This is a genomic window from Microcystis sp. M_QC_C_20170808_M9Col (genome assembly GCF_007095495.1).
GTDB lineage: Bacteria > Cyanobacteriota > Cyanobacteriia > Cyanobacteriales > Microcystaceae > Microcystis > Microcystis aeruginosa.
In genome coordinates, this window is sequence record NZ_SFBZ01000262.1 from 1 (window position 1) to 13,618 (window position 13,618).

General features: G+C 41.6%; 14 protein-coding genes, 1 tRNA gene and 2 pseudogenes. 8 read left to right on the forward strand and 9 right to left on the reverse strand.

Annotation, left to right across the window (positions count from 1 at the left end; genetic code table 11):
* Positions 1-228 precede the first annotated feature (228 nt).
* The 4 genes from grrM to EWV68_RS15770 all read right to left on the reverse strand — a co-directional run bounded on the left by grrM (position 229) and on the right by EWV68_RS15770 (position 4,333).
* Positions 229-1,389, reverse strand: a complete 1,161-nt coding sequence (grrM, locus tag EWV68_RS15755; protein WP_061431317.1) for a cyclophane-forming radical SAM/SPASM peptide maturase GrrM/OscB — start codon at positions 1,387-1,389, stop codon at positions 229-231.
* 85 nt (positions 1,390-1,474) lie between these two features.
* Positions 1,475-2,596, reverse strand: a complete 1,122-nt coding sequence (mltA, locus tag EWV68_RS15760; RefSeq protein WP_061431316.1) for a murein transglycosylase A — start codon at positions 2,594-2,596, stop codon at positions 1,475-1,477.
* A gap of 76 nt (positions 2,597-2,672) precedes the next feature.
* Complete coding sequence (locus tag EWV68_RS15765; RefSeq protein ID WP_061431315.1) at positions 2,673-4,007, reverse strand: hemolysin family protein; 1,335 nt, start codon at positions 4,005-4,007, stop codon at positions 2,673-2,675.
* A gap of 32 nt (positions 4,008-4,039) precedes the next feature.
* Complete coding sequence (locus EWV68_RS15770; protein WP_061431314.1) at positions 4,040-4,333, reverse strand: hypothetical protein; 294 nt, start codon at positions 4,331-4,333, stop codon at positions 4,040-4,042.
* Between the two features lie 64 nt (positions 4,334-4,397).
* Here EWV68_RS15770 and EWV68_RS15775 point away from each other — a divergent pair.
* A tRNA-Ile gene (locus EWV68_RS15775) sits at positions 4,398-4,470 on the forward strand.
* Positions 4,471-4,810: 340 nt separating this feature from the next.
* On the opposite strand, the gene EWV68_RS15780 is transcribed toward EWV68_RS15775, so the two are convergent.
* The gene (locus EWV68_RS15780) at positions 4,811-5,020 is read right to left on the reverse strand and encodes a PIN domain-containing protein (protein ID WP_061431313.1); all 210 of its coding nucleotides are present in this window, start codon (positions 5,018-5,020) and stop codon (positions 4,811-4,813) included.
* A gap of 162 nt (positions 5,021-5,182) precedes the next feature.
* Between EWV68_RS15780 and EWV68_RS15790 the strand changes: the two are divergent.
* The 6 genes and pseudogenes from EWV68_RS15790 to EWV68_RS15815 form a co-directional block, all read left to right on the forward strand.
* A pseudogene (locus EWV68_RS15790) lies at positions 5,183-6,048 on the forward strand (transposase family protein); the annotation flags it as partial.
* A 1,208-nt stretch (positions 6,049-7,256) separates the two neighbouring features.
* The gene (gene dapB / locus EWV68_RS15795) at positions 7,257-8,087 is read left to right on the forward strand and encodes a 4-hydroxy-tetrahydrodipicolinate reductase (protein WP_061431312.1); all 831 of its coding nucleotides are present in this window, start codon (positions 7,257-7,259) and stop codon (positions 8,085-8,087) included.
* A gap of 184 nt (positions 8,088-8,271) precedes the next feature.
* Positions 8,272-8,625 (forward strand): nucleotidyltransferase family protein, encoded by a 354-nt coding sequence (locus EWV68_RS15800; RefSeq protein ID WP_193961847.1) that lies wholly within the window; start codon positions 8,272-8,274, stop codon positions 8,623-8,625.
* Entirely contained in the window at positions 8,607-9,077 is a 471-nt protein-coding gene (locus EWV68_RS15805; protein WP_061431310.1) for a ribonuclease toxin HepT-like protein, read from the forward strand. Before EWV68_RS15800 ends, EWV68_RS15805 begins: the two co-directional genes overlap by 19 nt.
* Positions 9,078-9,097: 20 nt before the next feature.
* The gene (locus EWV68_RS15810) at positions 9,098-9,475 is read left to right on the forward strand and encodes a nucleotidyltransferase family protein (protein ID WP_239698042.1); all 378 of its coding nucleotides are present in this window, start codon (positions 9,098-9,100) and stop codon (positions 9,473-9,475) included.
* Positions 9,453-9,953 (forward strand): ribonuclease toxin HepT-like protein, encoded by a 501-nt coding sequence (locus tag EWV68_RS15815; protein ID WP_002767902.1) that lies wholly within the window; start codon positions 9,453-9,455, stop codon positions 9,951-9,953. Before EWV68_RS15810 ends, EWV68_RS15815 begins: the two co-directional genes overlap by 23 nt.
* A 354-nt stretch (positions 9,954-10,307) precedes the next feature.
* Here EWV68_RS15815 and plsY read toward each other — a convergent pair whose 3' ends face one another.
* The 4 genes and pseudogenes from plsY to EWV68_RS22115 form a co-directional block, all read right to left on the reverse strand.
* Positions 10,308-10,964, reverse strand: a complete 657-nt coding sequence (plsY, locus tag EWV68_RS15820; protein ID WP_425184206.1) for a glycerol-3-phosphate 1-O-acyltransferase PlsY — start codon at positions 10,962-10,964, stop codon at positions 10,308-10,310.
* Between the two features lie 69 nt (positions 10,965-11,033).
* On the reverse strand, positions 11,034-11,729 hold the full coding sequence (fabG, locus tag EWV68_RS15825; RefSeq protein WP_287170356.1) for a 3-oxoacyl-ACP reductase FabG: 696 nt from the start codon (positions 11,727-11,729) through the stop codon (positions 11,034-11,036).
* 82 nt (positions 11,730-11,811) lie between these two features.
* The gene (locus EWV68_RS15830; protein WP_061431423.1) at positions 11,812-12,837 is read right to left on the reverse strand and encodes an ABC transporter ATP-binding protein; all 1,026 of its coding nucleotides are present in this window, start codon (positions 12,835-12,837) and stop codon (positions 11,812-11,814) included.
* Between the two features lie 147 nt (positions 12,838-12,984).
* Positions 12,985-13,123 (reverse strand): annotated as a pseudogene (locus EWV68_RS22115) (RNA-guided endonuclease TnpB family protein); the annotation flags it as partial.
* A gap of 272 nt (positions 13,124-13,395) precedes the next feature.
* Between EWV68_RS22115 and EWV68_RS15835 the strand changes: the two are divergent.
* On the forward strand, positions 13,396-13,497 hold the full coding sequence (locus EWV68_RS15835) for a PEP-CTERM sorting domain-containing protein (protein WP_287170365.1): 102 nt from the start codon (positions 13,396-13,398) through the stop codon (positions 13,495-13,497).
* Positions 13,498-13,618: the final 121 nt, after the last annotated feature.

The window sequence follows — 13,618 nt, forward strand, 5'->3', positions numbered from 1 at the left end:
ACTTAAACTAATAAAACGGAGAGGCTATGGCTTTAGAAACTTTCGGAATTTTTGGGTTAGAAGTATGTTATCTTGGCATCTTGTATGTTGATTTAGCATAAAGGGTAACGAAGAGCCAGGTATAGGAGAGTAGGGAGATGGGGTAATGGGGAGTTTTTTGCTGTGAACAGTGAACAGTAAACAGTAATCAGTGAACTGATTACTGTTTACTGATAGCTAAAAAAATCTTTAAACTTCTAATAAATTTTCTAGGCGATCAAGAACTATATCGGTGATACACTTAATCCGGTATAAACAGGCTTTAGTGTCTGTGGAGTTGAAAGTGCCATTTTCCCAATATTTGTTACTACCGGCACCACCCCCACAAACCCCAAAATAATCGCATTTTTGCCGACATAAATCGACTCCACCGCGCATATCAGCGTAAATTTGTTGAAATTTCTCGGTTTCACAGATAGATTCTAGGGAATCGCTCAAAACATTACCAAAGATAAAATCACCGTAGGGTTGGGTTTTAATCGATAGTAATTCCGGATCAAAGGTGGAAAAATTACCTTGATTATCAAAATTGACAATCATAAAAGGTCGATTCATATCGGTATTTTCTAAGCGTTCATCGGCATAAATCAAACTACAGATCGATTCAAATTCTCGCAGCTTAAATTCTCCTTGTTTGGCCGTGACTAACTCCCAAAATCTGGCAATAAACTGGCGATAACGTTGTTCAATACCTAATTTATCTAAGGAAGATTGTGAATGAATACCCTCGGTTTCTTCCATATTAAAAGCCACATCGGTAAGGCCATGATCCCAAAAAAAGTTAAAAATTTCGTCGGGATAGTCGAGAGAATCTTCTGTTAAAACAGCGATGATACTGACATCAATTTCATGTTTTTGCAAGAAAGAAATCCCCCGCATTGTAGCAGCATGACTGCCAGTTCCCTTGCGGTTTTGCCGGTGGATGTCGTGAATAAAGGCCGGTCCATCAAGACTGACTCCCACATAAACATCATGCTTTTTAAATAATTGACACCAAGCATCGTTAATATAAGTGGCATTAGTTTGTACCGAATGACGAAAACAGTAACCCTGCTGATTATATTTCTCGCTAACTTCCGCAATTTTGGCGAAAGCACTTTCATAAAAACTGATGGGAACTGCTAAGGGTTCGCCGGCGTGCCAGCAAATGGTAAAATCATCTTGGAGAAAACGACTACTAAAAACCCTCTGAAAAATCGGCTCGATTAAATCTAAGGATAAGCTATTTTTTAAGTGGCGATCGGGTAAATAACAGTAATCACAATTGAGATTACAAAAAGAAGTCGGCTGCACGACTACTAAAGTAATTGGACCACAATCCGACCAATCTATATTGGTGTTTTTTTTCATCATTCTATTTTTAAAATTCTCCCTTAAATATGATAACCGATAACCGATTCTGGGAATTGTATCTTAATTCTACCTATACTATTTCCTATTCCCTCAATAATAAATAATATAGCTGACCGGGAGTATTAATTAAACCGGCTCGCTCGCCAGCATTTTTTCCTGTTCCCATAAAAATATCTACCCTCCCAGTACCTTTAATTGCGCTGCCAGTATCTTGATCGAGAACATAGCGACTCACTAATTTTTTATTAAGATTTTCCTGGGGAATTTCTGTCTCAATTACTGCTAAAGCGCCGGGGGGAAAAATACTTTTATCTGTAGCGATCGATCTTTCTGGTAAAACCGGAACTCCAAGACTACCAGTGGCAGGTGTGCCGTGGGTTTCTCGAAAGAAAATAAACCGATTATTGCGGGGAATATAATTCTTTAATTGCTCGGGATTACTTCTGAGAAAATCCAAAACCATTGGTAAGGTTAAACCCTCGGCGGGAAAAATACCATCGGCAATCATTTCTTTTCCCAGACTTGTGTAGGGATGCTCGGTATTGCCATCAAAACCGATGCTCATAATTTGACCATTAGGTAAACGTAATTTCGCCGAACCTTGCACATGAACTAGATAAGCTTCTAAGCGATCTTTTAACCAGACTAATTCGTATCTCGAGAGACGGCTATTTTCCCCCAGTAAACCATCTTTTCCCTCTAATTCTACCCTAGCTGGATGGGGTTTTGACCAGCGATAAAAGTTAGCAGGTCGGCGATAGAGAGGATATTTATATTCGGCGTTTTTTTGCCGACTTGCTTGATAAATTGGCTCAAAATAACCAGTAAATTTAACATTTCCTTGGCTATCATTACCCAAAGAACGATACCAAATAAATTCTTTTTTAACTGCCTTTTGTAGAGCTGCGGGAGTGGGAGAATTCTGCACTAATTGACGAAAACGGACTAAGGAACGCTGCACTCGCTGACGAGTTATTTCAGGAATAGGATAATTTTGATAGGCGCGGATCGCCGCCGAGCTATTCAGATAACGTAAACTATGATCGAGCGCTTGTAGGAGGGTTTTTTTGTCCGTTAGCAGTCGTTCATCGTATCCCGTAGATGTTCCTAATTGTGAGATTTCAAAACGTTCTAGGGGCAAATTTGCGGGGGTGAGGGCAATTAATCCCAAGCTGAGGGGGAGGAGTGTCAAAAGATGTTTCATGGTGACAGGAGTGGGCAGCTATGGACTCGATTATCAATCAAGAAGGACAAATGAGAAAAGTTGTTTCTTATTTATATCATGAGGATAGTTGTTGCCGATAAATCTTAATTTGTTCCAAGCGAGGGCCGACCTTAGAAATGATGGTAAATTCTAAATTTTGGTAATATAATTGTTCTCCCACCCTCGGTATTTTTTGCCAATGATGTAGGACAAAACCAGCTAGGGTTTGGTATTCATCGGCCAAGGGTAAACTTAAATTTAATGCTTTGTTCACGTCCTCTAAATTCATTTGTGCTTGTACGAGAAAAGTCGATTCATCGAGGAGTTGATATTTTACTGTTCCTGATTCATCACTAGGGGAAAAAGTTCCCAGAATCTCACCGATTAAATCTTTTAGGGTTAATAAACCGGCTGTTCTGCCAAATTCATCGACAATGATAACCATCTTTAAGGATGATTCCCTCATCACTGTTAGTAATTCATTTAAAGCAGTGGTTTCGGGGAAAAAACGCACAGGTTTTAACCAAGGTTTAATCGGGGTTGTTAAATTTAACTGACCCTGAGCAAGGGGTAAAGCTAAATCTTTAAAATCGATCAGACCACGGATATCATCACAGGAATCTCCTTCCACAGGATAACAAGAATAGCCGCTGTTAACTACTTGGAGCAATAATTCCTCAAAAGTTGCGGTCGAGGAAATAGCTATTAAACGGTTATGGGGAACCATGATTTCCGCGGCAGTGATTTCGCTAAACTGGAAAACATTATTTAAAATTTTCCTTTCCGCTGCTTCTAATCCTGTTAATTCCCCTTCCATGCTGATAATTAATTGTAATTCCTCGGAAGTTACCCGACTAGAACGCTGTAGATCTACTTCGGGGATACGGGTTAAAACCAATAAAAAATGAGTTGATTGGTTAAGAATACCGATAAAAGGTTTAAAAATCCGGGAAATAACGCCAATAGGTGCCGCTAATAATCGCGCCATTGGTTCGGCATAAATTAAAGCTAGGGATTTGGGATAAAGTTCCCCAAAAACTATCTGGAGATAGGCCACGATTAAAAAAGCTAGACAAAGAGAAAAACCATGGGAGAGAAGATTTTGCCAGTTTAAGGAAAAGGGTAAAAAACTTAGTAATTTTCTCACAAAAACGGTCATGGTACTCTCCCCGATCCAACCTAAAGCTAAACTAGAAAGGGTGATACCTAATTGGGTAGTGGAAAGCAAGCGATCGAGACTTCTTTGTAGAGATTGGACCGTCTGCGCTGGCACATCTCCCGCAGCCACTAGCTGACTGACGCGGGTACGACGGACAGACACAAGCGAAAATTCGGCCGCTACGAAAAAAGCATTGAGGACGATTAGTAAAAAGACTAAAATTAAACGAGTCAATAAATCCTGATTATCCATAGCGAAAAGGCAAAATTCGCCTTTTTTAAAGCCTATCCTTTGGTTTCGTCCTTTGATTGCGGTTTGTTTTTCTGTTGTTGCATATAAACTCTCACTCTTTTAATTACTTCTTCTTCTTTCACAGGGATAAAAGTTTGATTGCGACCATAACTGGTGCGATCGTTGGTAAACTTTTTAGCGGGGTTGATATCCGGTTGACTGACTCCCTTCAGGGAGGCGATTCCCAATTGATAGGCTACCCAACCGCTACCGAAGCCGGCGGCTAACATGGCTACCATCAAAAGGAGTCCTAACTGCAAGGAGGTGCTGATTGAAAATTTTTTCATCTTGGTGGGGCTGGATTTTCACGTTCGGAGTAACTACCGATCTATAATGAGTTAATAGTATAACCCAGGGTTGGCCGAGCGGTTGAGGCAACGAACTCATAATTCGTGCTAGGCAGGTTCAACTCCTGCACCCTGGATAGTTTTGATGGCTTCGGGTGATCGGGTTTGACTGCACTAGAGTAAGTTAATCTTGTCCTTGTTGGTGCAGAACACAATCTTTTTAAGCCGCTGCATACTAAGGCGATCATGTCAAGAACTCCAGCGTGTAGAGTGTAGTGGACTGTTTCAACTAAAATAGGGCAATAGATTTCGGCTTAAAGTCTTAGATTATAGAATTTATAGCATTTTTCTAATACACCAAATTAGCTGAAACAGTCCAGTAGGGTGCTTTAGGCGGTTACTAATTTGGTCAAAAAACCAAAATCAACAATCCGCGGTAACGCACCAAAATCAGCAAGATACCTACATTAAAAAGAGTTAATTTTCGCCATTTTTTGTGAGGTATTCCCAAGGACTAAAAACCTTGGTTGAGGTGAAATTAAAATCTTTAATATTAGGGGTGACAATAACCAAATTATATTGGTAAGCTGTGGCTGCTATTAAGCTATCGATAATCGGTAATTTTCTACCGGTTGCTTCAGATTCACCACAATGTTTTGCCCAAATATCAAGTATATTGTTGCTCAATGGTAAAATTCTGTCAGCAAATCTTTGTTTTATTTGATTAGACCTCTTGCATAATTTTTTTATGGTATAATGGAACGTTTTGCTTTTTTCTCGATTTTTAGATGGCAGTGGAAAAAAGAATAAAATGTGATCTTAGGTCAGGAAATAATCTATACTTTTGCTATGTTTATTAGCAAAAGTATGGATGATCGAGACTTATCAGATGAACAGTTCAAACGCCGTTTCGGTGTGTATAAACAAACCTATAGAAAGATGGTAGAATCAGTAAAAAGTGTTGCAGCCGACTCTAATTCAGCATCTAAAAGGGGTTCTTCGTTACTTGGTATGGTTCAATAGGGTGGCATAAATCGACTAAATCCTTATCTGGCAAGAGTTCTATTGATTAGTTCGTTCTAGATCGAAAACAATTGACAAAAATCGCATCCCGAAGAACCCTAAAAGGAGACCGAAACCTAAACTATCTATAGAAGAACAAGTTTTAGTAACGTTAGAATATTGGCGAGAATATAGAACATATTTTCACATTGGTACAAGCGGTCAACTATCAGAATCAACTATAGGTCAGATTGTAAATAAGACGGAAAAAATGCTTTGACAATCGGGAAACTTCCGTTTAAAAGGAAAAAAAACTCTACTAAATCAAGCAGAGATACCTGAGGTAACGGTAATGGATGTAACGGAAACTCCCAGGGAACGCCCTCAAAAGAAACAGAAAGATTTTTTTGGAGGTAAAAGAGGTTATCATACTTGAAAATCTCACTTAGTAGCTGATAAAAATACCGAGAAAATTATCTGTGTCTTTTGTGGGAAAGGCAGCGGTCATTATTTTAGTTTATTTAAAAAAATTCGAGTTCGTTTTCATCCTTGAACTACCAGCATAGAAGACAGTGGTTATCAGGGAATAGCTGCATACCATAGTAATAGTTATAAAACGAAAAAAATCGAAAAATAGAAAATTAACCGAGTTAGAAAAGGAGTATAACAAGGCTTTAGCCAAAGAAAGGATTATCATTGAACCTATAAATAGGGTTTGCTGAAAAAGTTTGTTGGTGGGGTTAGGAGTCGGTCGTCGGTCGTCGGGAGTTTCAGGCTTTGTTGCCCTCTCTTTTTTGTACTAACTTATGTACTACAATAAGGATAATGCAAGGTTTTTGATGGTCTCAATCCGATTTTCGCAGCATGAACATCGGATTTTAACAGGTCAAAAGCCTTATTTTAAAAGGGTTTTACCATTATTCAGCAAACCCTAAATAATCAGTTTTTAATAACCGCATTTAGTATGATAGGCCTGATAGGTGATGCCAAAACTGCCCCGAGCGAGGGGATAATCGATAGCATCAGTTCCATCTCTCAGTAAGGTTCCCTTTATTGACACTCCCATCGCACTAAGCACGTCGGGATTCTCGAAGCTCATCACTGCGCTTTCTGGTTTCCCCTACTCACGTCTTACAAGATTATGTCCTATCCGAACCTACTAGAATATCACTTCTTATCTAGTTGTCCACTTGTGGATAGCTCTGCAAGCGTTTTGGTCTTTCAACCAAGATTCGGGTATGCCCTACCCTATCTGCCTTACGGCAAAATGTTTTTAGTTTATTTCAGTCTTGGACAAGACTTACTCCCCTGTTTTAAGAGTTTTCGGGTGGCTCTTGTCTTCTTTTTTCTCCTCAAAAGTGCCGTACTATTGCAACGGGATTTTCACCTCGGTGAGCAGCATTTCAACCTGTTGACTCTTATAAGTAGTCGTGCAAAATAAATTTCCTAGTGAAGAAAGGCACTCATGCAAGAGGCAAGAGGCAAGGGGGGTTAGATTTGTGTAATTAATTTTGCTTAGTTACTTATTTTAACACAACTGTTTAGAGTTGTGCTTCGCTATTTTATATTGGCGGAACCTTTCATCTCCGAGGTAAAACCGAGGATTCCCGACATTAAAGGTAAAAATTCCTTTAGTAATCCTGGCAGCTAAACACCACAACGGAGACATTTATCCATTGATGGCTCAATTCCCCGAAAATGACAGTTTAAGCATGGCATGGAGAGTTAACGAGGGAGATTTTCCCTAAATAATCACGATTTTCTCACAACCTCCCCCTCGATCGTTGTGCGTGAGAAAACGGATAATTAATTTAGTGATTAGGCAAAAGGCGGTTAGGTGTTGGGGTTTTTTCCTTTGTCCCTGAAATACCCCTCCACCCCAACAGTCCATAATCCCTACATATAAGGAGAATAATTAACCATGACCGAAAATAGAGGCCCGATTCCTGTAGTTGTCAACGGTGCAGCCGGTAAAATGGGACGGGAAGTCATTAAAGCCGTTGCTCGTGCCGACGATATGATCTTAGTGGGTGCAGTGGATCGAAATCCAGCTTTTCGAGGTCAAGATGTGGGGGAAGTGGCCGGTTGTGAACCCCTAGAAGTGCCGATCCTCGACGATTTGCCGAGTGTTTTAGTCCTGGCAACTCAGGAAAAAGTGCAAGGGGTGATGGTGGATTTTACCCATCCCGACGGTGTTTATGACAATACCCGCAGTGCGATCGCCTATGGAGTGCGTCCCGTGGTGGGAACTACTGGATTATCGCCGGCACAACTACAAGATTTAGCCGAATTTGCCGAAAAAGCCAGCACCGGCTGTTTAGTTATCCCCAATTTTTCCATTGGCATGGTTTTACTACAACAGGCTGCCCTGCAAGCATCCCGCTACTTTGATCATCTGGAAATTATCGAACTGCATCACAATCAAAAAGCAGACGCACCCAGTGGAACGGCACTCAAAACCGCCGAATTACTGGCAGAATTAGGTAAAACCTTTAATCCTGCCCAAGTTTCCGAAAAAGAAACTATCCCCGGCGCTAGAGGCGGTTTAACTGCTGAGAACATCCGTATTCATAGCGTGCGTCTACCCGGTTTAATTGCCCACCAAGAAGTCATTTTCGGTTCCCCCGGGGAAATCTATACCCTTCGTCATGATACCAGCGATCGCTCCTGTTATATGCCGGGGGTTCTCCTCTCTATCCGTAAAGTTACTCAGCTGCAATCCCTCGTCTACGGTTTAGAAAAAATCCTCTAAATCAAGATAGGTAGTGATTTTATTGTAGTAGTGATAGCTCAAACCTTTGCTAATTGGGCATTGTCGTCAATAAAGTACCAAACAGTTCGGCACCCCCCTGATCAAGGTTAGGGGGGATCGAAGGCACAATCTATCTTCTATTTAATTAGAACCACTTACTTAAACTCAATGGTAAAATAAGCCCATGAGCGCTTTTCCTACCCCAGAACTCGATAAAATCCTCAAAGAAAAAGATATTCAAGGAGAACAGGAAAGACAAACCCTGCTGGCAAAAACTCAACAATGGCTTCATGAAAATGCGGTAAAATACGGAATTAATCGAGCTTATATCTTTGGCTCCGTGACTCGTCCCTATAAATTTCACCCCGGTTCTGATGTGGATATTGCCGTCGAAAATATCAATCCCGAACTGCACTTTGAGGCTATTAGTATTCTTTCCTATTATCTGGGGAGAGAGGTGGATATTATTCTGCTGAAAAACTGTCATTTTGCCCACCGCATTCGGGAAGAAGGAATTTTATGGACAACCGACAACTAATCCTGTTGAAAGCTGATATAAATGCTCAATTACAGTTAATCAAAGCCATCGATGCTAAAGTTGCTGTTAGAGCCGAAGGTGTTAATCCCGATGATGTCATTCGCCTAGAAAGCATTGCCTATCAAATCCATAATTTATACAGTGCCACTGAGGATTTACTTAAAATAGTGGCTACCTGTTTTGAAAATCATATTGCCGATACTCGGCAATGGCATACAGCCTTATTAAACAGAATGACTGTCCCTATCCCCGGAATTCGTCCTGCTTTTATTTCTTCAGAAACCGCCGCTTTGTTAAATAGTTTGCGAGGATTTCGGCACTTTTTTCGTCATGCCTACGGCACAAATATTGATTATGAGCAATTGAAAGTTAATTTAGACAGGGCAAGAAAAATCTACAGAAACTTAGAAAAAGATATTCAAATTTTCTTTGAACAATGGGCAGAAAGTTAAGCTAAATCCTCGATATTATAATGATTATGTCGGTTAATAATCCCTATCTTGAATACTGGCAAAAACGCCAAAAAGAACAGCAGGAATATAATCAAAAATTAGCTCAAGAGGCAAGGAAAAATCTTCCGCCAGTTATTGATTATCTAAAAAAAAATTTCCCAATTACAAAAATTATCCTGTTTGGTTCTCTAGTTAAAGGTAAATTTCAGGAAACTTCTGATATTGATCTAGCAGTGGCTGGCATACCCCCAGAAAGTTTTTTTCAAGCTTTAGGAAAAGTTAATTTAATTAGCGCTCGCTGGATTGATTTAAAGCCTATAGAAGACTTAGAACCTCATTTTCTTAAAAGAGTTTTGCAAACAGGAGAATGTCTTTATGCGTCCGATGAGTGCCAGTGAATTACAAGAAATCGCCCTTGATATTGCCACTGAAGTTAATAGATTAAATCGGCTAGAAAGCCAAATGCGTTTAGTTCAAGCGGAAATGCTAACCAACCCGGCACTAGCCGATATTTGTGCCGAAAGTTTAGCCCTAAAACTCCATAACTTCTATACAGGATGTGAACGAATCTTTCAAATTATCGCTTCTGAGTTAAATGGTGGCTTACCATCTAGTTATGACTGGCATAGAAGGCTATTAAATCGTATGAGCAAACCTCAAGATTATCGTCCTGCTGTATTACGAGAAGATACCGTGCATAAACTTAATGAATACCTAAGCTTTCGGCACGTTGTTCGCAATATCTACGGTTTTGAATTGGAAAAACAAAAACTAGAAAATCTGGTTAATAACTATTATAATACATGGCTACAAGTCCAAGAAGATATTAATAGTTTTATCCTTTGGTTAAAAACCACAGCAGACAGTCTTAATTAGGGTTTGCTGACAAAGTTTTTCGTGGGGGTAGGGTGTGGGGTGTGGGGTGTGGGGTGTAGGGTTTTACCGATTTTCAGGGGGTCAATTACCTAATTTTCAGGGAAAAAGTGCCTAAATTTCCCCCCCGATCACCCCAAGGTCTGGCACTTTTTGATGGACCCTAATTAAACCTCAAAGACAAGATTGCTTGTTGAGATGGGGCAAGAGGCAACACCCCCCCAACCCTACCCGACGTCGGGGGGAGATTTAGCTAATCTAAGGATAGGCGGTTAAAATGCGTCTTAGCCTATTCATAAAAGAACTGATGAGCCGTCAACTTCATTTCACAGTGGTTATTCTGACTTGAGAAAGTTATTAACTTACTTCCGATGATTGCTGTACTTTCTGACCTATTTTTGGTTCCGTCCCTGCCAACAATCTTTTAATATTACCCTGATGACGAACAATCACATAGATTCCCCCCATCAAACTAAATAAAATATAGGGGAGAGGTTGACCCAAAACAACCATTAAAATATTCACCACCAGCGCCCCGATAATCGAACCTAAAGAAACAATCCGGAAAAGTGCCAGAATAACTAAAAAACTCGCCAAAGTTCCGCAAGCCACTAGGGGATTCATCACTAATAAAACCCCTAAACTGGTGGCGACGGATTTACCCCCGCTAAAATTCAAAAAAATCGATTTACTATGACCGATGATTGCCCCCAATCCCGCCCCAATAATTAACCAGTAATACCAACTTTCTGGAAGAGGATTGACATCAATAAAATATAGCCCGCGTACCAGGGCTACCGCCGCCATTCCTTTTAACATATCAATTAATAATACCGTCGCCCCGGCAGTTTTTCCCAGAGTTCTCAGCACATTGGTGGCCCCGGTGGAACCGGAACCATAGTCACGAATATCGATACCTTTGCTGTATTTACCGATTAAATAACCCGTGGGAATCGAACCGAGCAGATAGGATAAAAGTAAGATAGTAAGACTGATAAGAATCGGAATAAGCATAAATTAAACCCAATTTTTAGCAAGAGCGAGCGCCGTCATCAGTGTATCAGCCTGAAGACAAAAAACCACTCACAGGGAACCATAGACGGGAATTGCCGCCCCGCGCAAGTCCTTAGCTCCTTCCCCTGCCAGAAAACAGATCACCTCGGCTAGAGATTCGGGACTTACCCAGTCCTTGGCATTTGCCTCTCCCATCGCTTCCCGGTTGCCCGGAGTATCGATAACACTTGGTAAAACCACGTTAGCAGTAATATTAGTCTGTTTGGTTTCTTCTGCGATCGCTTGGGTTAAAGCCACTACCGCCGCTTTCGAGGCACAATAGGCGGCCAAATTTGCCCCCGGTTGTACGGCACCACGAGAACCGATAGTGACGATACGACCATAATTATGAAGTTTCATCGAGCGTAAACAGTGTTTACACAGTAAAAAAGTGCTATGGAGGTTTAAATCAAACATTTTTAGCCAATCTTCATAGCTAAACTCCTCCGTCGCCCCCATGGTAAAACCCCCGACTAGATGAATTAAGACATCGACCCGACCGAGATCATCAATTAATCTAGCCACGGCAGTTTCTTGGGTTAAATCCACCCTGACAAAGCGAATACGCTCAAATTCCGCCGCACTCAGCCGAGATTTCAGACGAGCTACCTCCCTTTCCTCCCGATAGGTCATGGTTAGATGACCGCCATGGTGTAAAACCGCCGGAGTGACTCCTAAACCCAGTCCTCCCGTACCGCCGGTCAGCAATACCCGTTTATCTTTCATATTGATTGATATATAATCGATCGCTCCAATTATAGACGATTTAACCGGGCAATTAGGCAATATTACAGCCTTTCTCGCCGGGCTAGGATTCCTTCATCGCTTGTTTTTTCTCCGCCTTCAGGTCGCGACTGCTGGCGGCGGCAATTTCCGCATCCATCAGGGTGCGTCCGGTGGCCGCCAGATAGACATCATCGAGACTAGGACGGGATTGGGCCATGCTGAACACGGGTAATCCCGATTCGGCTAGGGTTTGTTCAATTTTGCTTAAAGGATTGCTATTCGCCCTCACGATGAGATTAAGGGAGTTACCCTGGACGGTATTAACGATCACTTCCTCGACAAAAGGCAGACGGGATAATAACTCTTTCGCTTTTAGGGCTTCTTCCTCTGGGGAAAATTCTCGCACTTTTAGGGTAATGCGATCGCCGCCCAGTTGCTCCTTCAGTTGTGAGGGGGTACCGCGAGCGATGACGATACCATTGTCGATAATTGCCAAGTTATCGGCCAAAGCGTCGATTTCTTCGAGATAATGACTGGTAATTAATACACTGGTTCCAGCCGCCCGCAATTGTCGCAGAAAATCCCAGACAATCAAACGACTTTCGATATCGAGTCCCACAGTCGGTTCATCCAGCACCAAAACCTCCGGCTGATGCAGTAATCCCGCCGCTAAATCCAGCCGTTTTTTGATGCCGCCGGAATAGGTTCCTGTTTTTTTGTCGGCGTATTCCTCTAATCCTAAAAGATTTATTAATTCTTTGATGCGCTCTCTTGACTTTTGAGCGGGAATGTGATAGAGAGCCGCTTGTAGTTGCAACAGTTCCCGGCCGGTGAGCATTTTATCGAGGGCGACTTCTTGGGCAACGTAACCCAGGCGTTTACGGGCGGATTTGGGGTTATTCAGGGCATCGACACCCCCCACCTCGATTTTGCCGCCATCGGGTTTAGCAAGGGTACAAAGACAGCGAATCGTGGTGGTTTTCCCCGCACCATTGGGACCGAGTAAACCGAAGATTTCTGCCGCTGCCACGGTAAAGGAGATATCTTTAACCGCTGCCGTCTGACCGTAGGATTTTTTTAACTTTTCGATCGCCACCGCAAGGGTCATAAGCTGATTTTCGCCCACTTGAGCGAGACAATTTTTTTGTTGACTTTCTCGGTCTATTTTAACCCAGATTCCCCACTGCAAAATCTGGTATTGTAGATTTGATCTGCTCACTGCGCTCTCTGCGGCGGTGATGACCGACAGATCAAATGTTGAGAGGGTGGCACTCGTTGACAATCCCTAGATTAATCCCTACTGATTGCCCGTTATTGGGAAGGGTTTCCAGTTTAATCTCAACGACAAGGCGTAAAAAATAGCGGTCTGTTGCATCTTCAATTACCGTAACCGATCAAGGTTCCGATTTTTAACCACAATTTTTCGATAACTTCTCCTTTTTACCGAAGTTTTTTGTCTCTCGACTGGCAAAATATTCAGCCAGTTTTAAGTAGCTGGTTATAATTAAATTAAAAATGGATTTTAGGTTCGATCCCCCCTGCCCCCCTTGATAAGGGGGGTGCCGATAGGCGGGGGGATCTCCCTTAATAAGGGGGGCATCTGATAATTTTTAACGCCTACCTACTTAAGCCGGTAGATACTGGTGTTTGTTAGGGAGAGTCAGGAATTTTTTACCTAGATTTTCAAACAGTTCCCGAACCATCAACTCTGATCGCCTTAATAATGTTCGGGTCAATTTTATTAACTCGATCGAGGAGTAAAAACTAAAACCAATCGGTTTTGGAGAGAGCCAACTTATCTCCAAAACCGCGCTAGATCGAGATCGGCTTTGTTGAAATGGAAAACAGGGATTATTCCCTAAAAAACTAGCAACTTTTTTGACTATAAT